The sequence below is a fragment of the Curtobacterium sp. 18060 genome (assembly GCF_902706105.1).
Lineage (GTDB): Bacteria > Actinomycetota > Actinomycetes > Actinomycetales > Microbacteriaceae > Curtobacterium.
The window spans coordinates 17,690-39,061 of the sequence record NZ_CACSJV010000025.1; the positions used below are offsets into that span (position 1 = coordinate 17,690).

The window sequence follows — 21,372 nt, forward strand, 5'->3', positions numbered from 1 at the left end:
GAGGTTCCACGACTTGCCGCTCACGTTCCCCGAGGTTCCGCTTCCGGCCCCTGGGCGCCCCGAGATGCGACGATTTCGGAACCTGGGGGCGCCCAGCGGACGCCCGCTCAGGCGGGCAGCGGCACGAAGTCGAACTCCTGGAACGATGCGACCTCGTCCGCCCAGCGGGTGGCGACGAAGCGCTGGTGCGCGGGGTGTGCGTCGTACGCCGAGTAGGTGTCCTGGTCGGCGAACGCCATCGAGAACTGGAACCGGAAGTCGCTCTGTGTGGACACCTGGCGGGACACCGTGAAGTCCTGCACGCCGGGGATCGCCGGCAGGGTGTCGCGGGCGGTCTCGAGGAACGCTGCCTCGTGCGGGGAGCCGGCGGCGTGGACGAGCGTGAAGCAGACGGTGTGGACGATCATGCGGGGTCTCCGGTGGGGTAGTCGACGAAGGCGAAGGCGGACCCGTCGGGAGCCCACCCGTTGACGTTGAGGGTGCCCTGCCCGCCGTCGAGCTCGACGATGGTCTCGGCTGCCTGCCAGACCTCGGGTCCCCAGGCGCTGACGGATCCGTCACCGGTGACGAGGCGCAACCGCACGCGCTCGTCGGCCGGGTGCCCCTCGGTGCCGGGCGGGAACGACAGGTAGACGGCGGCGTCGTCGGTCGGGGCGGGGTGCGGGAACCAGTTGACGTGCTCGTCGACCGTGAGCTGCTCGATCCCGGTGCCGTCCGGTCGGACCCGGGCGATCTGCGCGTGCCCCGGTGCGGACTCGAACTGCTCGGTGTTGAACAGGATCCACGCGCCGTCCGGCGTCCACTCCGGGCCGTCGGCCGCGGAGGGGTCCGTCGTCACGGCGCGGTCCGAGCTGCCGTCGACGCCCATCACCCGGATCGTGCCCGAGGACCAGACGGCGTCACCGGACGGGTCGAGCCGGACGTAGGCGAGCTCGGAGCCGTCGGGGCTGACGCCGTGCAGGAAGTGCAGACCGCCGTCGTCCGCGGTGACCCGGGTCGCTGCGCCGCCGGCGAGCGGGGCACTCCAGATGTGGAAGTCGTTCGCGCTGACGTGCACGGTGACGCCGTCGGGATCGAGAACGTGGTCGTTGTTCAGGGGCGGGACGCCCTCGATCGCGACGTGCTCCGGAGCTGCGGCGCCGTCGGCCGGCATCGTCCAGAGGACCCCGTCGCCGTTCAGCACGAGACGGCCGTCGGTGGTCCAGTTCGGCGCTTCGTAGAGCCGCTCGGCGGACTCGTGCACGGTGGTCACGCTGCGATCGGCTCGGTGCCAGATCCGGATCCGGCAGGTCTGGCCCGGTGCGAGCACGCGACCCGGGGCTTCATCGTCGAGGGGCATGGCACACCTTCCGCAGTGAATGTTGGCTCGTGACAACCCTACCGGTTCATGGTGTCCGGATCGTGACCATGGCCGGGGGCGGCGGTCGTCGCGCGGAACCCCCGGTCGAGGAACGCGATGATCCACTCGAAGCTCGTATCGACGTCGGTGCGCATCTGGAACCCACCGGACGTCTCGATGGTCGCGAAGCCGTGCAGCACACTGCGCAGCAGGCGGAGCGCGTGCACCTCGTCGGCGGGGTCGAGCCCGTAGCCGCGCAGTGCCGCTGCGAACGAGGCGAGGGTGCGCTCCAGGGCGACGGCCAACGGGTCGTCCGGCCCGGTGGGACGGATCCCGACCGTCGCCTCGTACCGACCGGGGTGCCGCTGCACGTACCGGCGGACGGTCTGCGCGGCCGCCTCGACGGCATCGCGCCCGGCGAGCCCCTGCATCGCGTCGCGCAGGTCGTCGCCGAGTTCGTTCGCGGCGAGGATCGCGATCCGGCGGGTCAGGTCGGTGAGTCCGTCGACGTGCTTGTACAGCGACGGCGACTTCACGCCGAGCCGTTCGGCGACGACGCTCATGCTCAGCCGTGCGAGCCCGATCTCGTCGGCCAGCCCCGCCGCGGCGGTGGTGACGGCGGCGGGGTCGAGTCCTGCCCTAGCCACGGTGGCCACCGACCGGCGCGAGCGTGCGGCCGAGGAAGGGGAGCACGAGCGCGAGGACCTCGGTCGGGCTCTCGGTGTGCGGGTAGTGGCCGGCACCGTCGATGACGGCCAGCTCGCCGAGTCCGTCGGGCAGGTCGGCCAGGACCCGCTCGCCCTCGGCACGCGGGACGGCCCAGTCCGGGTCGGCGCTGCCCTCGATCACCAGGACGGGGCACCGCACGTCCGCCAGCCGTGCACCGGCGTCGGCGGGCGAGGTCTTCGTCATCGCGCGCAGCACCGCCATCCGTTCCGGCTGCTGCAGCGTCGACTCGATGCGGCCCAGTTCCTCGGTCCAGTCGGTCGGCTTCGTCGGCACGGCGAGGTCCAGGTAGGCCAGCCAGCCGGTCAGGCTCCCGGTCGTCATCACCTTGGCGAGCTGGAGCGTGCCGGCGCGGTGGTGGCGGTTCCGGAGCAGGCCGCCGAGGTCGAACGACTGCTTCCGCGTGAACGGTGCCAGCTCGACGATGCCGGTGACGACGTCGGGGGCATCGGCGGCGGCGATGGTGGCCGCCCCGCCGCTGATCGACTGCCCGACGATGACCGCGGGGCCGCCGAGGTGCCGGACGACGGCGATCAGGTCGCGAGCGATGTCGGCGCGCTGGTACGACGCCCATCCCGTGCTCGAGTCGCCACACCCGCGGATGTCGACGTTCGCCACCCGGTAGCCGGCGGCGACGAGTTCGGGGACCAGGAACCGGTAGGCGTGCCGGCTGTCGCCCATGCCGTGTGCGAGGACGACGAGCGGTCCGTCGCCGCTGACGTCGTACGCGATGGTGCCTTCGTCGGTGCGCAGGTGTTCGAGCATGACTGCCTCCATGGCTAAGTGTGTTAGCTAGAAGCTAAGACCATTAGCCGACGCTGTCAAGCCCGCCACGGCAGTTGCGTCGTGCGGCGGCGGACGGGAGGCCCGTGGCGGGCCCGCACCGGGCCTCCCGTCCGCTCGTCGGTCGCCGTCAGTGCACCGTGTCCAGCGCGTCCGACAGGTCCAGGGACCAGACGGCGACCCCGGTCAGGCCGAGCCGCTCGGCGAGGGCCACGCGCTCGCGCAGCGACCGCGCGTCGGACCACCAGAGCACCTCGTCGCTGGGCAGGGTCGCCGTCCACTCGCCCGCTGTCGCGTTCCAGGTCGGGGTGATGCCGGCCTTCCGGACGCGACGACGGGCCTGGTCGTCGGACAGCTGCCCCGCCGGTCGCGGCCCCTTCCAGTGGTAGCCGTACCCGGCGACGCCGAGCACGATCTGGTCGGCGGGCGCGAGGGTGGCGAGCGCCCTGGCGGCCTTCGACGCCCAGGGCAACGACCCGACCGGCCCCGGTGCGTCCGGCTCCCACGGGCCGTGCTGGTCGTAGGCCATCAGTGTGAGGTGGTCCAGCGGAGCGCGGAGTGCCCGGACGTCGTACCCCATGCGCGCGTACCCGGCCGCGGTCGTCGACGCCGACAGGGCGATGTCGAGCCGGACGTCGTCGCCGACCGCCGCACGGAGCTCCCGCGCGAAGGCCGTCAACCCCGCCGTGTCGGCTGCGGTCAACGCCTCGAGGTCGATCATGACCGAGTCCCACCCGCCGGATCGCACGTCGGTCGCGAGCGCGCGGACGACGTGGGACCGGTTGGCGGGGGACCGGAGCATCCTCCGGGCGATCGGCTCGCTGAAGTCGCCGTCGGCGTAGTTGCTGACGAGCAGCTGCGCCTCGAGCCCGCGGGCGTGCGCCCGGTTGCGTTGTGTCCTCGCCTCGCGGGAGGGAGTGCTGACGCGCGTGCCGGTCCGGCTCAGCAGCAGCCCGTCGACGCCGACGACGTCCATCGCCGCTGCGTCGGCGTCGATCAGCGCGGGGTCCGCCCCCTCGGGCTGGAAGCCCGTGACGTCGAACCAGTCGGGTGTGCCGGACTCGGCGTTCGCGGGGCCGGTGCAGCCGGTCAGGACGAGGCCCGCGGTCAGGACAGCGGCGAGGAGGACGGAACGCGGCCTGGTGATCACGCTCCGAGTGTGTCAGGCCGGAGCAGTCGCCGCGTCGACCGGTGTGCTGAACTGCTGGACCAGCGTCCGCTTCAGGACCTTGCCGCTCGGTCCGAGGGGCAGGGCGTCGACCACGTGCACGACCCGCGGGAACTTGTACGCCGCGATCTCGTCGGACACGAAGTGGACGAGCTCGTCCGGGCTGACGGTCGCGCCGGCGCGGAGCACCACGGCGGCCTCGATCTCCTGGCCGTGCAGCTCGTGCGGGACGCCGAAGACCGCCGCCATGGTGACGTCCGGGTGCGTCGCCAGCACCTCTTCGACCTGCCGCGGGTACACGTTGTAGCCGTTGCGGATGATCATGTCCTTCGTGCGGTCGACGATCGTCAGGAACCCGTCGTCGTCCTTCGTGCCGAGGTCGCCGGTGCGGAACCAGCCGTCGACGATCGCCGCGTCGGTGTCCTCCGGCCGGTCCAGGTACCCGTTCATCAGGTTGTGCCCGCGGATGACGAGTTCGCCGATCTCGCCGTGCGGCAGCAGCACGATCGCGTCGGGCGTGGCCGGGTCGGCGATCTCGACGTCGACACCCCACACCGGCGTCCCGATCGTCCCCGGTCGTGGTGCGCGGCCGACGTGGTTGAAGGTGGCCACGGGCGACGTCTCGGTCAGCCCGTAGCCCTCGTGGATCGGCGCGTCGAACACGGACTGGAACCGCTCGAGGACGGCCAACGGCAACGACGCCCCGCCCGAGATCGCGTAGCGCAGGTCCGGGCGGGCGTTGTTGCGGGTCGCGGCGTCGAGCAGTGCCATGTACATCGTCGGCACCCCCATGAAGATCTCGCAGCCGTGCTCGACCATCGCCGACAGCGCTGCGTCGCCGTCGAACTTCGGGAGCATCACGATGGTGGCGCCCGCGCGGAACCCGGTGTTCATCGTGCAGGTCTGACCGAACGTGTGGAACAGCGGGAGCGCCCCGAGCAGGACGTCGCCGCGGTGCATGTCGAAGGTGCTCATCAGGTTCGTGTTGACCTGTTCGAGCAGGGCGAAGTGCGAGCCCTCTGCGCCCTTCGGCTTGCCGGTGGTCCCGCTCGTGTACAGGATCGTCGCGGTGTCGAAGGGGTCGCGGGGGACGTAGGTGTCGAGGGGTTCGGCTGCCGCGGCCAGGGCCTCGAGGCGGTCCGGGCCGTCGTGGCCGTCGTGGTCGTCGCGGTCGTCGTGGTCGGCCGGTGCGAGCACGGTGATGACGTCGACGCCGGCGAGCTCGGCACCGGCTGCGCCCTCGGCGAGCAGCGGGGCAGCGCAGACGAGCAGCATGGCGCCGCTGTCCTGCAGCAGGTACTCGATCTCGCGCCGCTTGAGCAGCGCGTGGACGGGGACGACGACGGCGCCGAGTGCGAGGGTTGCGTAGTAGACGCGGGCGAAGTCCGCGACGTTCGGCACGAGCATCGCCACGCGCGATCCCTCGGTGACCCCGCGGGCCCGGAGCGCTCCGGCGTAGGCGAGGGTCTCGGACCACAGCTCGGCGTAGGTGGTGCGGTGGTCGCCGACGATCACGGCGACGTCGTCCGGGTACCGCGCGGCGGACTCGGCCAGGATCGCGGCGACCGAGGCGGTGGCTCGGGTCGGTCTGGGGGTGCCGTGGTGAGCGGCGGTGGTGGGCTCGGTGCGCGTCATTCCGGTCTCCGTCTTCGGTGACGAGTGGTTCCCCGGATCATACGTCCGGCCGCCGGTCAGAACGTCGTGCGCTCCTCGAACACCGACATGATCATGGCCGCACCGAGCCGCGCGCTCCGGGCGGGCTTCGCCGAGCCCTGCACGGCTGACTCCACCCGGGCTCCCTCGACCAGCAGCGACAGGGTCTCGGCGATGTGCGCCGGCATGTCCGCACGGGTGCACAGCAACGTGAGGTGGCTCTCGACGTCGCGGAAGTGCTCGGCTGCGAGCGCGGCGATCTCCGGGTCCTGCCGTCCGAGCTCGGCGTGTCCGTTGATGAACGCGCAGCCGCGCCACCCCTCGTCCGCGAAGCACTCCTCGAGGTAGTTGAAGATGCCGAGGATCTCGTCGCGGGGATCCGCTGAGGTGGTGGCGATGTGGTCCAGGGCTCGACGCCACGCGCCGTGCCAGCGTCGCAGGACCGCCACCACGAGCGCCTGCTTGGACGGGTAGGCCGCCGTCAGCTCGTCCACGCTCATGCCCGCGTGCGCGGCGACGTCCTCGAAGCGCACCGGGATCACGCCGTGTGCCGTGAAGAGGTCGTCGGCGGCCTTGGATGCGGTGCGCTGCGCGGTCGTCTCGACGGCCGGGGGCGTGAGTGTGAGGAGCGTCATGGGGAAGTGTGGATCACCCTATCGATCGGTTCGGACGGCGGTCGAGAGCTCAGGATGCGAAGAAGTCCGCGTAGGACGGGTCGGCGTGACCCATGTGCGCACTGAGACGGGCCTGCACGATCTCGTCGAGGTCGGCGGGCGGGGTCAAGCCCCGTCGGCGCCACTCGACCGGGTTGCTGCGGAGCTGCTCGAGCGTGCTCTGGTCAAGCATCGTGGCGTTCCTGTTCTGCGAAGAGTGCGCTCATGTCGATGGCCTGGGTACGGACGTCCTCGACCGCCGATCCGTCGCGGATCACGCGGAGAGTCCGAGCACGGCGGCGGCGGACGCGAGGACGCTCACCGAGACGATGCCGCTGCTCACCGCGGCGATCTGCAGCGTGCGCTGTCGCTGGGCGTCCCGCAGCTCACTGAAGCCGCCGCGGTGGCGGTTGCGCCGGCTGGACACCGACGTCGCTTCGAAGGCGTGCTTGGGTGCGCTGATCGGGTGGACCGGAGTTGCGGTCACGGCGGTCATGTCGTCCTCGTGTTCTCCTGAGCGGCCCGTTGCCGCTGGATGAGACGACCGTACGAGCAGCGGGGTCGTCGGTGCGCGCCAGGACCGATGACTCGACGGATCGCGGATGTCGGGAGCGGTCCGGCGGTCGAAATCCGGACATCGTCCCGTCGCCACGAGCATCCGGTCCACGCGCCGACGATCGTCGGTAGCGCTTCTCGGACAGCGACACGGACGACGCGCGTCCGTTCGGTCACACTGCTCTCGGTGAACCGATGACAGACGAACGAGCTCGCGTGCAGGACGACGTCCGGTCCGCCGACGTCGACGAAGCACGCGACTTCCTGGTCGGGGCGTACGACGCCTCCGAGTGGCGCGCCGAGACGACCGCGCAGCCCTTCACCTTCCGGTACTCAGCTGTCGGCGACTCGACGATGACGCTGCGCGCGATCCGGTTCGACGGGCACCTCGACGGCGTCATGACGCCGTCGGACGACTTCGTCGTGCAGTGGATCACCAGGGGTACCGGCTTCATCGGCGAGGGTGACGACCGCCTCGTGAGCGCCGTGGGCCGGCCGCAGCTGTGGCCGCAGGACGGCGCCGCGTTCACGTACCAGGACTACGACCAGCGTCTCGTCCAGATCAACCGGGCATCGCTCGAGGAGGTCGCCGGCGAGCGCGGCGCGGCGTCGGGCGGCGTGCAGCTCGACCACACCGTGCAACCCGACGACCGGGCCGTGACGATGTGGCGGAACACCGTCAAGCTCATCTCGCACACGGTGCTCGACCGGCAGGTCTCACCGCTGCTGCAGGCCGAGATGGGTCGGCTGGGGGCGCTGGCGCTGCTCGAGCTGTACCCGGTCGTCTCGGCCACGCTGCCGGACGAACTGCTGCTCCCGCGCAACGCGCACATCCGCCGGGCCGTCGAGTACGTGCACGAGCACGCCCACCTGCCGATCACGAGCACCGACCTGGCCGAGGTGGCCTCCCTGAGCCTGCGTGCCCTGCAGCAGGCGTTCCAGCGGCAGCTCGGGGTGAGCCCGAACGGCTACCTGCGCGGGGTCCGTCTCGACCGGGTGCGCGACGAGCTCGTGCACGCCGACCCGGCGGGGACGAGCATCGCCGACGTCGCCCGGCAGTGGGGGTTCGCCCACGCTGGTCGGTTCTCGGCGGCCTACCTCGAACGCCACGGCGAGTACCCCCGGGACACGATGCGGCGGGCGTGACACCCCGACGGCCATGATGGGTGCGTGCTCGACGACGACACCCACCGCCACCGACTGGACGCGGTCCTGCGCGCCGTCGGGAGCTCGGACGCCCAGGCCGAACGGCTGCTGGGCGGATCCGTGAACCACACCTACCGGGTGCGGCGAGCGGTCGGTGCCGACGTCGTCGTGCGGTTCCCCGTCGACCCCCTGCGCTCGGACGAGTTCCCCGTCGAGGCGTGGGCCGCGCGAGCGGCTGCCGCAGCGGGCATCGCCGTCGCTCGGCCCGTCGACCACGGCGTCCAGGACGGCGTCCCGTTCATCGTGTCCGAGTACGTCGAACCCGACCCGCGGCCGGTCGATCACCCCTGGACGTGGCTCGGCTCGTTCGCCCGCACCGTCGCCTCGATCGACCTGGGCGCGGCGCCGGCGTCGCTGTTCACCCGCTTCGGCACCGACCTGGCTCGGGCGTGGTCGGCGCACCTGGCCTACAACAGCGCAGCGCTCGTCGCGGACGATCCACTCCGCCTGGACGGCGCCTACAACTCGGCCGGCGCGCTCCGGAGGCACTTCGAGCGGCTGGCCGCGGAGCACTTCGCGTTCGGACTCGCACACGGTGACCTGGCACCGCGGAACCTGATCGCACGGGGACCGGGTCGTGCGCCCGTGCTCATCGACTGGGGCGCTGCCGAGACCGGTCCGTCACCGTGGACCGACGCTCGTCGGGTGTTCGAGTGGGCGTTCGTCGACGAGGCGATCTCGTTGGCCGAGTACGACGAGTTCACCGCTGCCGCCGGGCTGGCCACTCCGGCTGACCACGCGATCCTGGCGTCGCTCACCGCGCTGCACCTCGTCGACGTGACCCGGTGGGCGCGGGAGCAACGGCCGGACCTGTACGCCGAGTACGTCGACCGGTGCCGGGTCGGTCTCGAGCGCGTCGAGCGCGCTTCGGGGGAGTGAGCGGCGAGCGAACGCGGCGGCTCGGGGCCTCGGTGACGCTACGCGGCCGTCGCCGTCACGCCCGTGCGCGCAGGAACGCCACCTGCCGTTCCCAGTGCCGGAAGCCGCCACCCTCGTGCCCGTTGTACGGGTAGACCTCGATCTGACGGTCGGCCAGCGCGTACGTGTCGTCCGCCCCGAGTGCGTTGAAGGCGGCGAAGGTCGTGCGCGGCGGCACGACGTCGTCCATCAGGGCCACGGAGAACAGCGCCGGGGCGGTGATGCCGGCGGCGTGGTTCACCCCGTCGAAGTACGCCGCGGTGTCCCACACCGTGTCGGCTGCGTCGCGGTGCACGGACAGGTAGGTCGCGAGCTCCAGGTACGGGCCCCCGACGGCGATGTCGGTGCCGCCCTCCCAGTCGCACAGGAACGCGACGTCGGGCAGCACCGCGGTGATCGGTCCGACGTGGGCCTCGACCAGGGCAGCTGCGGCGATGGCGATGCCCCCGCCCTGGCTGCCGCCGGTCAGGGCGATGCGTGACGGGTCGACACCGGGCAGCGTCCGCACGGCATCCACCAGGCGGACGGCGTCGGTGTACACCCGGCGGTAGTAGTGGTCGGCGGGGGAGCCGATGCCGCTCGTCATCCACCCGCTCGCGTGCGGTCCGGAGCCGTGCGGGTCGGGGGTGTCGCCGCCGGCCCACCCGCTGCCCTGGCCACGGGTGTCCATGACGACGTGCACGTACCCGGCGAGGGCCCAGTGCACGCGTTCGCCGGGGCGCCCGCGGCCGCCGCCGTAGCCGAGGAACTCGACCACGACGGGCAGCGCCGTGTCACGACCGGCCAGCGGTCGCGAGACCCAGGCGCGCACCGGATCGCCGGCGAACCCCGGGAACGTCAGGTCCTCGACGACGAGTCCGGTCACCGGGGTGTCGGCCGGAGCGAGGACGGCAGCCGTCTCCGCTCCGGCCGCCCGGGCCGCGGTGATCGTGTCCGCCCAGAACGCGTCGAAGTCGGCCGGTCGCCGGACCTCGGGCCGGTGCCGACGGAGTTCGTCGAGCGGGAGGTCGGTGCGTGCCATGGGTCTCCTCGGTCAGCGCGCCGCGGCGCGGTACTGCTCGAGCACCTCGGGGTGCGGGTCCGCCGGCACGGTCGTCGTCGCGATGTCCCACGACGGCAGCGCGCCGGTCAACGCCCAGGCTGCCTGACGCGCGGCCCCGGACGCCACGTACTCGCCGGGCTCCGGGATCAGCACGTCGCGCCCGAACACCTGCGCCGCGACGGTCCGGACGGCCTCGTTCCGCGCGGCCCCGCCGATGAGCAGCAGTCGCGACACGGTCACACCGGTGCCCTCGACCGCGGCGAGTCCGTCGGCCAGGGCACAGAGCATGCCCTCCACCGCGGCGCGCGCCAGGTGCGGTCGGTCGGTCGTGCCCGGGGTCATCCCGAGCAGTGACGCGGTCGCGTCCGGCCGGTTGGGCGTGCGCTCGCCGACGAAGTACGGCACCAGCACGAGGCCGTCGGCCCCGGCCGGCGCCTGCAGCGCCAGCTCGCCGAGCGCGTCGTGGTCCACGCCGAGCAGGCCGCCGATCACCTCGAGCACGCGGGCTGCGTTGAGCGTCGTGACGATCGGGAGGCGCGACCCGGTCCCGTCGGCGAAGCCCGCCACGGTCCCGCTCGGGTCCAGGACCTCGGTCGCGGTGACGCCGAAGACGGTCCCGCTGGTCCCCAGGGACACCGCGATGTCCCCGGGAGCGAGCCCGAGTCCGAGCGCCGCACCGGCATTGTCGCCGAGTCCGGCCGCCACGACCAGTCCGGCCGGTGCGACCGCGCCGTTCGGCAGTGCCACATCGACGTCGAGTGTCCCCATCGCCTCGTCGTGGGCGACCACGCGCGGCACGACGACCGTGTCCGCGGTCGGCTCGGAGCCGGCGACGCGCATCGGGCGGCCGAGCGCGAGTTCGAACAGCTCCGGGTCGTACTCCCGGCGCACCGGGTCCCAGTAGGCGGTGCCGCTGGCGTCCGAGGCGTCGGTGGCGAGTGCGTCGAGGTCGGGGCCGAGCGGACTCTCGTCGGCCGGGCCGTACCCGCGCAGCCGCCACGACAACCAGTCGTGGGGGAGCGCGACGGCTGCGACGCGGCCGGTGTTGTCCGGCTCGGCGTCGCGGAGCCACCGCAGCTTGGTACCGGTGAACGATGCCACCGGGACCAGTCCCGTCCGGGCGACCCAGGCCTCCCGTCCGATCTCCTCGACCATCTGCGCGGCCGCATCCGCACTGCGCACGTCGTTCCAGAGCAGGGCGTCGCGGACCACGTGACCGTCGGCGTCGAGCGCGACCATGCCGTGCTGCTGCCCGGCGATCGCGACGGCGCCGACGTCGGTGAGCCCGCCGGCGTCCGCGACCGCGGTGCCGAGGGCGTCCCACCAGTGGCGGGGATCGACGGACGTGCCGTCCGGGTGGGCGGCGCGTCCCTCACGGACGACGGCACCCGTCGCCGCGTCGCGGATCGCGACCTTGCAGGACTGGGTCGACGAGTCGACGCCGGCGACGAGCTGTGTCATCCCCGCAGCCTGTCAGCGCGCGCCGAGCAGGTGCTCGATGGCGAGCTGCTGCAGTCGGACGAAGCCGAAGCCCTTGCCGCCAAAGTACGCGTCGGCGTCGAAGTCCTCGTAGGCCGAGCGGTCGGACAGGAAGGCGTCGTAGGACTCGCCGTCGTTCAGGGTCGGCGTGCTGAGCTCCCCGACCTTCGAGGCCTCGAGCGCGGCCTGCACCTCGGGGTCGGCGCGGAAGGCCTGCGCGCGCTCCTTGAGGAGCAGGTACATGCGCATGTTCGCGGCCGCCGAGTCCCAGACGCCCGTGATGTCCTCGGTGCGGCTCGGCTTGTAGTCGAAGTGGCGCGGGCCGTCATAGGCCTGGCCGCCCTGCGGCGAACCGTGCTCGAGCAGGTCGACGAGCGAGAACGCGTTCTGCAGGTCGCCGTGGCCGAACACCAGGTCCTGGTCGTACTTGATGCCGCGCTGACCGTTGAGGTCGATGTGGAAGAGCTTGCCCTGGTAGAGCGCCTGGGCGATGCCGGCCGTGAAGTTCAGGCCCGCCATCTGCTCGTGGCCGACCTCGGGGTTGATGCCGAACAGCTCGGGGCGCTCGAGGGTCTCGGTGAAGGCGATCGCGTGGCCGAGGGTCGGCAGCAGGATGTCGCCGCGGGGCTCGTTCGGCTTCGGCTCGATGGCGAAGCGGATGCCGTAGCCCTTGTCGGTGACGTAGTCGGCGAGCAGGTTGACGGCCTCGCGGTAGCGCTCGAGCGCGGCCTGCACGTCCTTCGCGCTGTCGTACTCGGAGCCTTCGCGGCCGCCCCACATCACGAACGTCGACGCACCGAGCTCGGCGGCGAGGTCGATGTTGCGCAGGACCTTGCGGAGCGCGAAGCGGCGGACCTGCCGGTCGTTCGAGGTGAAGCCGCCGTCCTTGAACACGGGCGCGGAGAACAGGTTCGTCGTCACCATCGGCACGATGAGGCCGGTGGAGTCGAGCGCACCCTTGAGGCGGTCGATCTGCGTCTGCCGCTCGGCGTCGGTCGAGCCGAACGCGAACAGGTCGTCGTCGTGGAAGGTCAGGCCGTAGGCGCCGAGCTCGTCGAGCTTCTCGACCGCCTCGACCACGTCGAGGGCCGGACGGGTCGGCCCGCCGAAGGGGTCGGAGCCGTTGTAGCCGATGGTCCAGAGACCGAAGGAGAACTTGTCTGCACGGGTGGGCGTCGTTGCCATGGTGGTCACCGTTCGTCGTCGAAACAAAATGTTGCCGCGCCCAACATAAGCGGTAGTGTTGGCTGTGGCAAGGACGTGATCGCAAAGGAGCGAGCGGATGGCAAGTGTTTCGACGGCGCAGCAACGACTGCGGATCGCCATGGTGGGGCACGGCTTCATGGGAGCCGCACACTCACAGGCGTGGCGGACCGCCCCCAGGTTCTTCGATCTCGGGGTCGAACCCGAGATGGCGGTGATCGTCGGGCGCGACCCGGAACGCACCGAGGCCGCTCGCGTGCAGTACGGCTGGCAGTCCGCGTCGACCGACTGGCGCGCCGTCGTGGCCGACCCGGACATCGACGTCGTCGACATCGTGTCGCCCGGGTCGTCGCACGTCGAGATCGCGATCGCCGCGCTCGAGGCCGGCAAGCACGTCCTGTGCGAGAAGCCGCTCGCCAACACCGTCGAACAGGCCGAGGCGATGACCGCCGCTGCCGTAGCCGCCCGGGCGCACGGGGTCCGCGCCATGGTCGGGTTCAGCTACCGCCGGGTGCCGGCCATCGCCTTCGCCCGACAGCTCGTGCAGGACGGCCGGATCGGCACCGTGCGCCAGGTCCGCGCGCTCTACCTGCAGGACTGGCTCGCCGACGAGGACGGCCCGATGACCTGGCGCCTCGACAAGGAGCTCGCCGGTTCCGGTGCGCTCGGCGACATCGGCGCGCACGCGATCGACCTCGTCGAGCACGTCACCGGCGCCGAGCTCACCCGGGTGTCGGGTCTGCTCGAGACCTTCGTGACCGAGCGCCCCCTGCTCGCCGACGGCGTCGGACTCTCCGGCACGGCGTCGAGCGAGCGCGGGCAGGTCACCGTCGACGATGCCGCGTTCTTCACCGCCCGACTCGGCGGCGGTGCGGCCGACGGCGCGATCGGCACGTTCGAGGCCACGCGCTACGCCACCGGCCGGAAGAACGGCCTGACGCTCGAGATCAGCGGGTCCGAAGGCGCGATCCAGTTCGACCTCGAGTCCATGAACGAACTGCGGTTGTACGAGTCGTCGGCACCCGCGGGAGAGCAGGGCTTCCGCCGCATCCTGGTCACCGAACCCGAGCACCCCTACATGGCGGCGTGGTGGCCGACCGGACACCTCATCGGGTACGAGCACACCTTCAGCCACCAGGTGAAGGACTTCGTCGAAGCGATCGTGGCCGGCACCGACCCGTCGCCCTCGTTCGAGGACGGCCTGCACGTGCAGCGCGTGCTCGACGCCGTCGAACGCAGCGCCGCCGACGGCAGCAGCTGGACGGTGACCGCGTGACCGCCGCCGACGGCACACGCCAGGCGCTCGTCGTCCGCGGGGGCTGGGACGGCCACCAGCCCGTCGAGACCACCGACCTGTTCGTCCCGTTCCTGCGCGACAACGGGTTCGCGGTCCGGGTGTCGGACTCGACGGCCGTCTACGCCGACGAGTCCGTCATGGCCGAGGTCGACCTGATCGTGCAGGTCGTCACCATGTCGACCATCGCCGACGACGAGTTCGCCGGGCTGCAGCGCGCGGTGCTGGACGGCGCCGGACTGGCCGGCTGGCACGGAGGCATCGCGGACGCGTTCCGGAACACCGCCGACTACCTGCACATGGTCGGCGGCCAGTTCGCCCACCACGCCGGCAAGCACCCCGACGAGCGCGTCGGGGAGCAGTCCGACAACTACATCCCGTACACGGTGCACCTCACCGACCTCGGACGATCGCACCCGATCACGCAGGGCATCGAGGACTTCGACCTCGTCACCGAGCAGTACTGGGTGCTGTCCGACGAGTACAACGACGTCCTCGCGACCACCACGCAGGAAGCGCGCGACTTCGACGCCTGGAACCGTCCGGTCACCGCCCCGGCGATCTGGACTCGGCAGTGGGGCGAGGGCCGCGTGTTCGTCTCCGCGCCCGGGCACCGCCTCGAGGTCGTCGAGTCGCAGCCACTCCGCACCATCATCGAGAGGGGCCTCCTGTGGGCAGCACGGTGAACGAACCCGTCCTCCGCGTCGGGGTGGTCGGCGTCGGCGTGATCAGCCAGCAGTACTTCGAACACTTCCCGGCCCTGCCCGGCCTGTCGCTCGTCGCGGTCGCCGACCTCGACGTCGACCGGGCGCGGACGGTCGGCGCCGCACAGGGCGTGCGCGGGACGAGCGTCGACGAGCTGCTCGCGGCCGACGACGTCGACGTGGTGCTCAACCTGACGATCCCCGCCGCCCACGCCGACGTCGCGACCCGGGCGCTCGCCGCGGGCAAGCACGTCTACGGCGAGAAGCCCCTGGCGATGTCCACAGCCGAGGCCGAACCGGTGCTCGAGGCCGCCCGGGCCGCGGGCCTGCGGGTCGGCAGCGCCCCGGACACCGTCCTCGGCACCGGGATCCAGACCGCGCGGGCCGCCCTCGACGACGGCCTGATCGGCACACCGGTCGGCGCAGCCGTCGCCTGGAGCGCCCCCGGCCACGAGCTCTGGCACCCGGCGCCCGCGTTCTACTACCAGCCCGGTGGCGGTCCGCTGCTCGACATGGGCCCCTACTACCTGACCAGCCTCGTCACGTTCTTCGGACCGGTCGTCCGGGTGAACGGCAGCGCCACCCGCTCCACCCGTGAGCGGACCGTCGCGACCGGACCGAACGCCGGCACCGCGATCCCGGTCGACATCGACACCCACGTGGTCGCGATCCTCGAGCACGAGAACGGCGTCGTCTCGACCGTCACGGTCTCGTTCGAGGTCTGGGCCACCCGCGCACCGCTCTTCGAGGTGTACGGCACGGCAGGCACCCTCGGCGTGCCGGACCCGAACCGGTTCTCGGACCCCGTGTCGATCGCCACGGCGGACGACCGTGAGTGGCGCGAGCTGCCGGTCTCCGCCGGGTACGCCGACGCCGGCCGTGGGTACGGGCTCGCCGACCTGGCGCACGCGATCGCCACGGACCGTCCGCACCGGGCCTCCGGCGACCTCGCGTTCCACGTGCTCGAGGTCATGGAGGCCGTCTCGGCCGCGGCCCGCGACCACGCGGTCGTCGAGGTGCACTCGCGCGTCGACCGCCCCGCCACCGTCCCCGCCGGGTCCGTTCCCGGGTCGTGGTGACGGACCTCGACCACAGCACGCACCTCGACCACAGCACGCACCTCGACCACAGCACGCACCTCGACCACAGCACGGACCCCGACCACCGCACGGAAGGACGACGACGATGACGACGACGGACGCGAGCGACCAGGCGGAGCCGACCCGGGCCTCCCGGCCGGTCACGCTGTTCACCGGACAGTGGGCCGACCTGCCCTTCGAAGAGGTCGCCCGGCTCGCCGGCGACTGGGGGTACGACGGACTCGAGATCGCCTGCTGGGGCGACCACCTGGACGTTCGGCGCGCCGCAACGGACCCGGCGTACGTCGCCGAGCGCAAGGCGATCCTGGAACGCAACGGGCTGCAGGTCTGGACGATCGCGAACCACCTGGTCGGCCAGGCCGTGTGCGACGACCCCATCGACCAGCGGCACGAGGACATCCTGCCGCCGCACGTCTGGGGCGACGGCGAGGCCGAAGGTGTCCGACAGCGTGCCGCCGAGGAACTGCAGTGGACCGCCCGCGCCGCAGCGGCACTCGGGGTCGACACCGTCACCGGGTTCTCCGGGTCGTCGATCTGGAAGACCGTCGCGGGGTTCCCGCCGGTCCCGCCGAGCATGATCGACGCCGGGTACCAGGACTTCCACGACCGGTGGTCGCCGATCATCGACGTATTCGAGGAGGTCGGGGTCTGCTTCGCACTCGAGGTGCACCCGTCCGAGATCGCCTACGACTACTGGACCGCCAAGCGCACGCTCGAGCTCTTCGCGGACCGGCCGGCGTTCGGGTTCAACTTCGACCCCTCGCACTTCGTCTGGCAGGACCTCGACCCCGCAGCGTTCCTGCTCGACTTCGCCGACCGGGTGTACCACGTGCACTGCAAGGAGTCGGTGAAGCAGCTCGACGGGCGCAACGGCCGGCTCGGCTCGCACCTGCAGTGGGGCGACCCGCGCCGCGGCTGGGACTTCGTGACCGCCGGACACGGTGACGTGCCGTGGGAGCGCGTGTTCCGCGTGCTGAACCACATCGGGTACACCGGCCCGACCAGCGTCGAGTGGGAGGACGCCGGCATGGACCGACTCGTCGGAGGACCCGAAGCGCTGGCGTTCGTGCGGCAGCTCGGCACGATCGCGCCGCCGGAGGCCCCGTTCGACGCCGCGTTCTCGCGTTCGCGGTGACCGGCGGTTCCGGGCGTACCTGCCGGATCCGGGCGTACCTGGTCCTTCGTTTCGACCAGGTGTGCCCGATCCCGCTTCCCATCGCGGGCGTTCTGGGAAGGACCGAACACGCGAGGATGGGCCAGCACACACGGAGCACGACCGAGAGGACCCGATGGCTCGCCTGACAGCGGCACCCGTCGTCGCGCAGACCCCGACACGCGGCAACGCTGCGCGCGTCCTCCGCCTGGTGCACGAGGACGGTCCCATCACCCGCGCCGAGATCACCCGACGCACCGGACTCAACCGGTCGACCACGCTCACGCTCGTCGGTGAACTGGTGGAGCGCGGACTCGTGCACGAGGACGTCCCTGCAACGGGCAGCACGAGCGCCGGTGTCGCGGGCAGTCCGAGCCCTGGCGTCGGCCGTCCGAGCCCCGTCGTCCGTGCCGCCGCCGAGGTGGTCGCCGTCGCCGTCACGGTCGAGGTGGACGCCGTCACCGTCGCGTTGGTCGGGCTCGACGGCAGCGTGCGCGACCGTGCGGTGGCGTCGAGTCGCTCGGCCCCGACCGCTGCCCAGGCAGTCGAGACCATCGCCGGACTCCTGGACGGCCTGGTCGCCGGCAACGCCGCACCCGCCCGGATCGCCGGCATCGGCGTCGCCGTGCCCGGGACCGTACGGGTCGAGGACGGCGTGGTCCGCTCCGCGCCCCACCTGGGCTGGCACGACGAACCGATCGCCCGTCCCCTCGCCGAGCGCACCGGCCTGCCGGTCCGTGCGACGAACGACGCGAACTCCGGTGCCTGGGCGGAGCGCCTGTACGGCAGTGGCCGCGGAGTCGACGACCTGATCTACCTCAACGGCGGCGCGAGCGGTATCGGCGGTGGTGTCATCAGTGCCGCCCGACCCCTCAGCGGCGCGGACGGCTACGCCGGTGAGCTCGGCCACACCTTCGTCGCAGCCAACGGAGTCCGTTGCCACTGCGGAGCCGTCGGGTGCCTCGAGACCGAGGCCTCGCGGGACGCGCTCGTCGCGGCGGCCGGCGTCGCCCCGGACGACCCGTCCGCGCTCGCCGTGGTGCTCGCGCAACGCCGGCCGGAGGTCGAGCGGGTGGTCGACCGCCAGGTCACCGCTCTCGCGACCGCACTCCGCAACGCGATCCACACCGTCAACCCCGAGGTGGTCGTCCTCGGCGGGTTCCTCGGGGTGCTGCTCGAGCACGTCGGCGACCGCATCGAGGTCGAGGTCCGCGCCCAGTCGATGGCCGCCGTGACCGAACGGCTGCGGATCGCTCCGGCGGCGCTCGGTGCCGACGTGCTGCTCCGCGGTGCCGCCGAACTCGGGTTCCGCGACCTGCTGCGCGACCCGACGGCAGCCCGGCTCGTCCCGAGGCCAGCTCCAGCCGACTCCACGACCACCCACACGCCCGACCGCTCCACCACCCGCACGCCCGACCGCTCCACCACCCCCACGTCCGACCGCGACGCCGCGGCCGAGGAAGCGAGAACCCCATGACCTCCATCCAGCGCCAGCGCACCAGCGTGTTGCTCGGGACCCAGGACCTGACCGTCGAGGACCGCCCCGTGCCCGAGGTCGAACCGGGCGACGTACTCGTCCGGGTCGCCGCGGTCGGGGTGTGCGGCTCCGACGTGCACTACTACCGCCACGGCCGCATCGGGGACTTCGTCGTCGAGGAGCCCCTCGTCCTCGGCCACGAGCTGTCCGGCACGATCACCGCCGTCGGGGCGGGCGTCGACCCCGCCCGCGTCGGGGAGCGCGTCGCCGTCGAACCGCAGCGCCCGTGCCACCGCTGTGCGCAGTGCCTGGCCGGCCGCTACAACCTCTGCCCGCACATGCGCTTCTACGCGACCCCGCCGGTCGACGGTGCCTTCGCCGAGTTCGTCACGATCGAGGCCGAGTTCGCCCACGTCCTGCCCGACTCCGTCTCGTTCGAGGCCGGTGCCCTGCTCGAACCGCTGTCCGTCGGGATCGCCGCGGTCCGCAAGGCCGGCATCGTCCCCGGCTCCTCGGTGCTCATCGCCGGTGCCGGTCCGATCGGGATCATCTGCGCCCAGGCCGCGCGGGCCTTCGGCGCCACCCGGATCGTCATCAGTGACCTGGTCCCCGAGCGCCGGGAGCGTGCGTTGCAGTACGGCGCCACCGAGGTCGTCGACCCGACCGTGGTGTCCGTCGCCTCGGACATCGCACCGGTCGACGCGTTCATCGACGCCAGTGGTGCTCCCCGAGCCGTCTCCGACGGCATCAAGGCCGTCGGACCGGCCGGTGCCGCGGTGCTCGTCGGGCTCGGCAACTCCGAGATGACCCTGCCCGTCGAGCACATCCAGAACCTCGAGGTCACGGTCACCGGGATCTTCCGCTACACCGGCACGTGGCCGGTCGCGATCGGCCTGGTCGCCTCTGGACAGATCGACCTCGACTCGCTCGTGACGGGTCGGTTCGGCCTCGACGAGGTCCGGCAGGCACTCGAGAGCGACACCGACCCGGAGTCCCTCAAGTCGGTCGTCTACCCCGGCGGCGTCCCCGCCTGAGCGCGCACGGTGCTCGGTTCGCTGCCCCGCGCCGCGTTGCGTGCCCCGTGCGGGGTTGCAACCGGGCACGGTGCGCGGAAGCTCGCACGGGGTGACGGCGCGCGCACGGTGCGGACGGGAGGCCCGTGGCCAGGCCGCCACGGGCCTCCCGTCCGGCTGGCGGCTGGCGCACGGTGCGAGGTTCGTCGTTGTGTCCACGGTCGTCGGCATGGTGTCGCCCTGTGGGCGGGCACGGTGCGCGGAAGCTCGCACGGGGTGACGGCGCGCGCACGGTGCGGACGGGAGGCCCGTGGCCAGGCCGCCACGCGCCTTCCGACCGGCACGTGACCCGGAACGGGGCCACCGGTGCGTCACCGGGACGCGCTACGGTTCGCGCATGACCGCTTCACCGGCCGCCGTCGTGCCGCAGCGCACCGACCGGCGCGCGCTCGTGTCCTGGGCGCTGTGGGACTGGGGGTCCGCGGCGTTCAACGCCGTCGTCACCACGTTCGTGTTCAGCACGTACCTGGCCAGCCGGGCGTTCGTCGACCCGGCGAAGGTGGCCGACACGTCCGCCGCGGGCACGGCGTTGGTGGAACGCGAACTCGCCCACAACGCCGCGGTGGTCTCCACGGCCCTGACGATCGCCGGCATCGTCGTCGCGCTCGTGGCACCCGCGATCGGTCGCCTGGCGGACTCGTCGGGGCACCGCCGCCGGTCCGTGCTCATCGCCACGATCGGCATCGTGCTGTCCATCGGCGGCATGGTCTTCGTCGCACCGAGCCAGCCGTACCTCGTTCTCGGGGCGGCGCTGCTCGGCATCGGCACGGTCGCGTACGAGATCGCGAGCGTGGGCTACAACGCCATGATCGGGCAGGTCGCGTCGGGGGAGCGCACCGGACGGGTGTCCGCGATCGGGTGGGCCGCCGGGTACTTCGGCGGCATCGTGCTGCTCGTGCTGCTGCTCGTGCTCTGCATCCAGGACTTCCGCGGCGACGGCGTCGTCGGCGGACTCCTGCAGCTGCCGGCCACCGTCGCGACCGGGCAGTGGGACGTCCGCGTCGCCATCGGCATCGCCGCCGTGTGGCTCGCGGTCAGCTCGATCCCGCTCTTCGTCGTCGTGCCCGAGGCCGCGCCCGACCACCGGCACACCGGCGGCGTGTTCGGTGCCTACCGCGACCTGGGTCGGGACATCGCCCGGCTCTGGCGCGAACGGCGGAACGTGCTCGCGTTCCTGGTCGCCAGCGCGGTGTTCCGCGACGGTGTCGGCGCGGTGTTCACCTTCGGCGGGATCATCGCGGCGCAGGTGTTCGGGTTCAGCGCCTCGCAGGTCATCCTGTTCGCCATCGCCGCGAACGTCGTCGCCGGCGTCGCCACCTTCGTGTCCGGACGGCTCGACGACCGCTTCGGCTCGCGCGCGCTCATCATGGTGTCGCTGATCGGCCTCGCTGCCTGCGGGCTCGGCGTCCTGGCGGTCGGCAGTCGGACGGAGTGGTTCTGGGTGCTGGGGCTGACCCTGGCGTTGTTCGTCGGACCGGTGCAGTCGTCGTCGCGGGCGTACCTGGCGCGGCTGGCGACCCCCGGCCGCGAGGGCGAGCTCTTCGGCCTCTACGCCACCACCGGCCGGGCGGCGTCGTTCCTGGCGCCGGCGCTGTTCGGTGTCGCGGTGACGGTCGGCGGCTCGACGCGCTTCGGGATCCTCGGGATCGTGGTGGTGCTCGTCGTGGGGCTGGTGCTCATGGCGTTCGTGAAGCCCGAGCCGCGGGTGACGTTCCGCGCGTAGGTGTTCGGGTGTAGCTGGTCGTTTCGGGCGTAGCTGGTCGTTTGTTCCGTCCAGGTATGCCCGATCCCGCTTTCCATCCCGAGGTCGATGGGAAGGAACGTCCCCGGTGCGGTTGTGCGCACG

General features: G+C 72.1%; 21 protein-coding genes. 9 read left to right on the forward strand and 12 right to left on the reverse strand.

Annotated features, from left to right (window positions below; translation table 11 throughout):
• Positions 1-107: 107 nt before the first annotated feature.
• The 9 genes from GVL05_RS12425 to GVL05_RS12465 all read right to left on the reverse strand — a co-directional run bounded on the left by GVL05_RS12425 (position 108) and on the right by GVL05_RS12465 (position 6,818).
• Positions 108-407, reverse strand: coding sequence for a Dabb family protein (locus GVL05_RS12425; protein WP_123294686.1), 300 nt, complete (start codon positions 405-407; stop codon positions 108-110).
• A complete protein-coding gene (locus tag GVL05_RS12430; protein WP_159573316.1) occupies positions 404-1,339 on the reverse strand; it encodes a hypothetical protein in 936 nt (311 codons plus the stop codon). Before GVL05_RS12430 ends, GVL05_RS12425 begins: the two co-directional genes overlap by 4 nt.
• A 38-nt stretch (positions 1,340-1,377) precedes the next feature.
• On the reverse strand, positions 1,378-1,986 hold the full coding sequence (locus GVL05_RS12435) for a TetR/AcrR family transcriptional regulator (RefSeq protein WP_159573317.1): 609 nt from the start codon (positions 1,984-1,986) through the stop codon (positions 1,378-1,380).
• Positions 1,979-2,830 (reverse strand): alpha/beta fold hydrolase, encoded by an 852-nt coding sequence (locus GVL05_RS12440; protein WP_159573336.1) that lies wholly within the window; start codon positions 2,828-2,830, stop codon positions 1,979-1,981. Before GVL05_RS12440 ends, GVL05_RS12435 begins: the two co-directional genes overlap by 8 nt.
• A 148-nt stretch (positions 2,831-2,978) precedes the next feature.
• Positions 2,979-3,998: a glycosyl hydrolase family 18 protein gene (locus tag GVL05_RS12445; protein WP_159573318.1), complete on the reverse strand. Its 1,020-nt coding sequence runs from the start codon at positions 3,996-3,998 to the stop codon at positions 2,979-2,981.
• Positions 3,999-4,010: 12 nt separating this feature from the next.
• Positions 4,011-5,651, reverse strand: coding sequence for a long-chain fatty acid--CoA ligase (locus GVL05_RS12450; protein ID WP_159573319.1), 1,641 nt, complete (start codon positions 5,649-5,651; stop codon positions 4,011-4,013).
• Positions 5,652-5,707: 56 nt separating this feature from the next.
• A complete protein-coding gene (locus GVL05_RS12455) occupies positions 5,708-6,304 on the reverse strand; it encodes a TetR/AcrR family transcriptional regulator (protein ID WP_123939082.1) in 597 nt (198 codons plus the stop codon).
• 49 nt (positions 6,305-6,353) lie between these two features.
• The gene (locus GVL05_RS12460) at positions 6,354-6,515 is read right to left on the reverse strand and encodes a hypothetical protein (protein WP_159573320.1); all 162 of its coding nucleotides are present in this window, start codon (positions 6,513-6,515) and stop codon (positions 6,354-6,356) included.
• An 81-nt stretch (positions 6,516-6,596) separates the two neighbouring features.
• Positions 6,597-6,818, reverse strand: coding sequence for a hypothetical protein (locus GVL05_RS12465; RefSeq protein ID WP_159573321.1), 222 nt, complete (start codon positions 6,816-6,818; stop codon positions 6,597-6,599).
• A gap of 254 nt (positions 6,819-7,072) precedes the next feature.
• Between GVL05_RS12465 and GVL05_RS12470 the strand changes: the two genes are divergently transcribed.
• Together GVL05_RS12470 and GVL05_RS12475 are read left to right on the forward strand one after the other, a co-directional pair.
• On the forward strand, positions 7,073-8,023 hold the full coding sequence (locus tag GVL05_RS12470; RefSeq protein WP_111084859.1) for a helix-turn-helix domain-containing protein: 951 nt from the start codon (positions 7,073-7,075) through the stop codon (positions 8,021-8,023).
• Between the two features lie 24 nt (positions 8,024-8,047).
• Positions 8,048-8,962, forward strand: a complete 915-nt coding sequence (locus GVL05_RS12475) for a phosphotransferase (protein WP_159573322.1) — start codon at positions 8,048-8,050, stop codon at positions 8,960-8,962.
• A gap of 55 nt (positions 8,963-9,017) precedes the next feature.
• Here GVL05_RS12475 and GVL05_RS12480 read toward each other — a convergent pair whose 3' ends face one another.
• From GVL05_RS12480 to xylA, 3 genes are read right to left on the reverse strand one after another with little or no spacing between them, the layout of a single operon-like run.
• Entirely contained in the window at positions 9,018-10,022 is a 1,005-nt protein-coding gene (locus tag GVL05_RS12480; RefSeq protein WP_159573323.1) for an acetylxylan esterase, read from the reverse strand.
• 12 nt (positions 10,023-10,034) lie between these two features.
• A complete protein-coding gene (locus GVL05_RS12485) occupies positions 10,035-11,504 on the reverse strand; it encodes a xylulokinase (RefSeq protein WP_159573324.1) in 1,470 nt (489 codons plus the stop codon).
• A gap of 12 nt (positions 11,505-11,516) precedes the next feature.
• The gene (gene xylA, locus GVL05_RS12490) at positions 11,517-12,707 is read right to left on the reverse strand and encodes a xylose isomerase (RefSeq protein ID WP_111084913.1); all 1,191 of its coding nucleotides are present in this window, start codon (positions 12,705-12,707) and stop codon (positions 11,517-11,519) included.
• Between the two features lie 97 nt (positions 12,708-12,804).
• Between xylA and GVL05_RS12495 the strand changes: the two genes are divergently transcribed.
• The 7 genes from GVL05_RS12495 to GVL05_RS12525 all read left to right on the forward strand — a co-directional run bounded on the left by GVL05_RS12495 (position 12,805) and on the right by GVL05_RS12525 (position 21,249).
• Complete coding sequence (locus tag GVL05_RS12495; protein WP_228504705.1) at positions 12,805-14,001, forward strand: Gfo/Idh/MocA family protein; 1,197 nt, start codon at positions 12,805-12,807, stop codon at positions 13,999-14,001.
• Complete coding sequence (locus GVL05_RS12500; protein WP_159573325.1) at positions 13,998-14,705, forward strand: ThuA domain-containing protein; 708 nt, start codon at positions 13,998-14,000, stop codon at positions 14,703-14,705. The genes GVL05_RS12495 and GVL05_RS12500 overlap by 4 nt, the downstream gene beginning before the upstream one ends.
• On the forward strand, positions 14,702-15,802 hold the full coding sequence (locus tag GVL05_RS12505) for a Gfo/Idh/MocA family protein (RefSeq protein WP_159573338.1): 1,101 nt from the start codon (positions 14,702-14,704) through the stop codon (positions 15,800-15,802). Before GVL05_RS12500 ends, GVL05_RS12505 begins: the two co-directional genes overlap by 4 nt.
• Positions 15,803-15,908: 106 nt before the next feature.
• Complete coding sequence (locus tag GVL05_RS12510) at positions 15,909-16,958, forward strand: sugar phosphate isomerase/epimerase (RefSeq protein ID WP_159573326.1); 1,050 nt, start codon at positions 15,909-15,911, stop codon at positions 16,956-16,958.
• 154 nt (positions 16,959-17,112) lie between these two features.
• Positions 17,113-18,453 (forward strand): ROK family transcriptional regulator, encoded by a 1,341-nt coding sequence (locus GVL05_RS12515; RefSeq protein WP_159573327.1) that lies wholly within the window; start codon positions 17,113-17,115, stop codon positions 18,451-18,453.
• Entirely contained in the window at positions 18,450-19,487 is a 1,038-nt protein-coding gene (locus GVL05_RS12520) for an NAD(P)-dependent alcohol dehydrogenase (RefSeq protein WP_159573328.1), read from the forward strand. The genes GVL05_RS12515 and GVL05_RS12520 overlap by 4 nt, the downstream gene beginning before the upstream one ends.
• A 376-nt stretch (positions 19,488-19,863) precedes the next feature.
• Positions 19,864-21,249 carry an MFS transporter gene (locus GVL05_RS12525; protein ID WP_159573329.1) on the forward strand — a complete coding sequence of 462 codons (1,386 nt, stop codon included), beginning with the start codon at positions 19,864-19,866 and terminating at the stop codon, positions 21,247-21,249.
• Positions 21,250-21,372 lie beyond the last annotated feature (123 nt).

Excerpts from the sequence above, each read along its gene's own strand:
- GVL05_RS12470 (WP_111084859.1), top strand. The coding sequence starts at position 7,073 with ATGACAGACGAACGAGCTCGCGTGCAGGACGACGTCCGGTCCGCCGAC.
- GVL05_RS12515 (WP_159573327.1), top strand. The coding sequence starts at position 17,113 with ATGGCTCGCCTGACAGCGGCACCCGTCGTCGCGCAGACCCCGACACGC.
- GVL05_RS12425 (WP_123294686.1), bottom strand. The coding sequence starts at position 407 with ATGATCGTCCACACCGTCTGCTTCACGCTCGTCCACGCCGCCGGCTCC.
- GVL05_RS12440 (WP_159573336.1), bottom strand. The coding sequence starts at position 2,830 with ATGCTCGAACACCTGCGCACCGACGAAGGCACCATCGCGTACGACGTC.
- GVL05_RS12520 (WP_159573328.1), top strand. The coding sequence starts at position 18,450 with ATGACCTCCATCCAGCGCCAGCGCACCAGCGTGTTGCTCGGGACCCAG.
- GVL05_RS12450 (WP_159573319.1), bottom strand. The coding sequence starts at position 5,651 with ATGACGCGCACCGAGCCCACCACCGCCGCTCACCACGGCACCCCCAGA.
- GVL05_RS12480 (WP_159573323.1), bottom strand. The coding sequence starts at position 10,022 with ATGGCACGCACCGACCTCCCGCTCGACGAACTCCGTCGGCACCGGCCC.
- GVL05_RS12465 (WP_159573321.1), bottom strand. The coding sequence starts at position 6,818 with ATGACCGCCGTGACCGCAACTCCGGTCCACCCGATCAGCGCACCCAAG.
- GVL05_RS12455 (WP_123939082.1), bottom strand. The coding sequence starts at position 6,304 with ATGACGCTCCTCACACTCACGCCCCCGGCCGTCGAGACGACCGCGCAG.
- xylA (WP_111084913.1), bottom strand. The coding sequence starts at position 12,707 with ATGGCAACGACGCCCACCCGTGCAGACAAGTTCTCCTTCGGTCTCTGG.
- GVL05_RS12495 (WP_228504705.1), top strand. The coding sequence starts at position 12,805 with ATGGCAAGTGTTTCGACGGCGCAGCAACGACTGCGGATCGCCATGGTG.
- GVL05_RS12485 (WP_159573324.1), bottom strand. The coding sequence starts at position 11,504 with ATGACACAGCTCGTCGCCGGCGTCGACTCGTCGACCCAGTCCTGCAAG.
- GVL05_RS12460 (WP_159573320.1), bottom strand. The coding sequence starts at position 6,515 with ATGCTTGACCAGAGCACGCTCGAGCAGCTCCGCAGCAACCCGGTCGAG.
- GVL05_RS12510 (WP_159573326.1), top strand. The coding sequence starts at position 15,909 with ATGACGACGACGGACGCGAGCGACCAGGCGGAGCCGACCCGGGCCTCC.
- GVL05_RS12430 (WP_159573316.1), bottom strand. The coding sequence starts at position 1,339 with ATGCCCCTCGACGATGAAGCCCCGGGTCGCGTGCTCGCACCGGGCCAG.
- GVL05_RS12525 (WP_159573329.1), top strand. The coding sequence starts at position 19,864 with ATGACCGCTTCACCGGCCGCCGTCGTGCCGCAGCGCACCGACCGGCGC.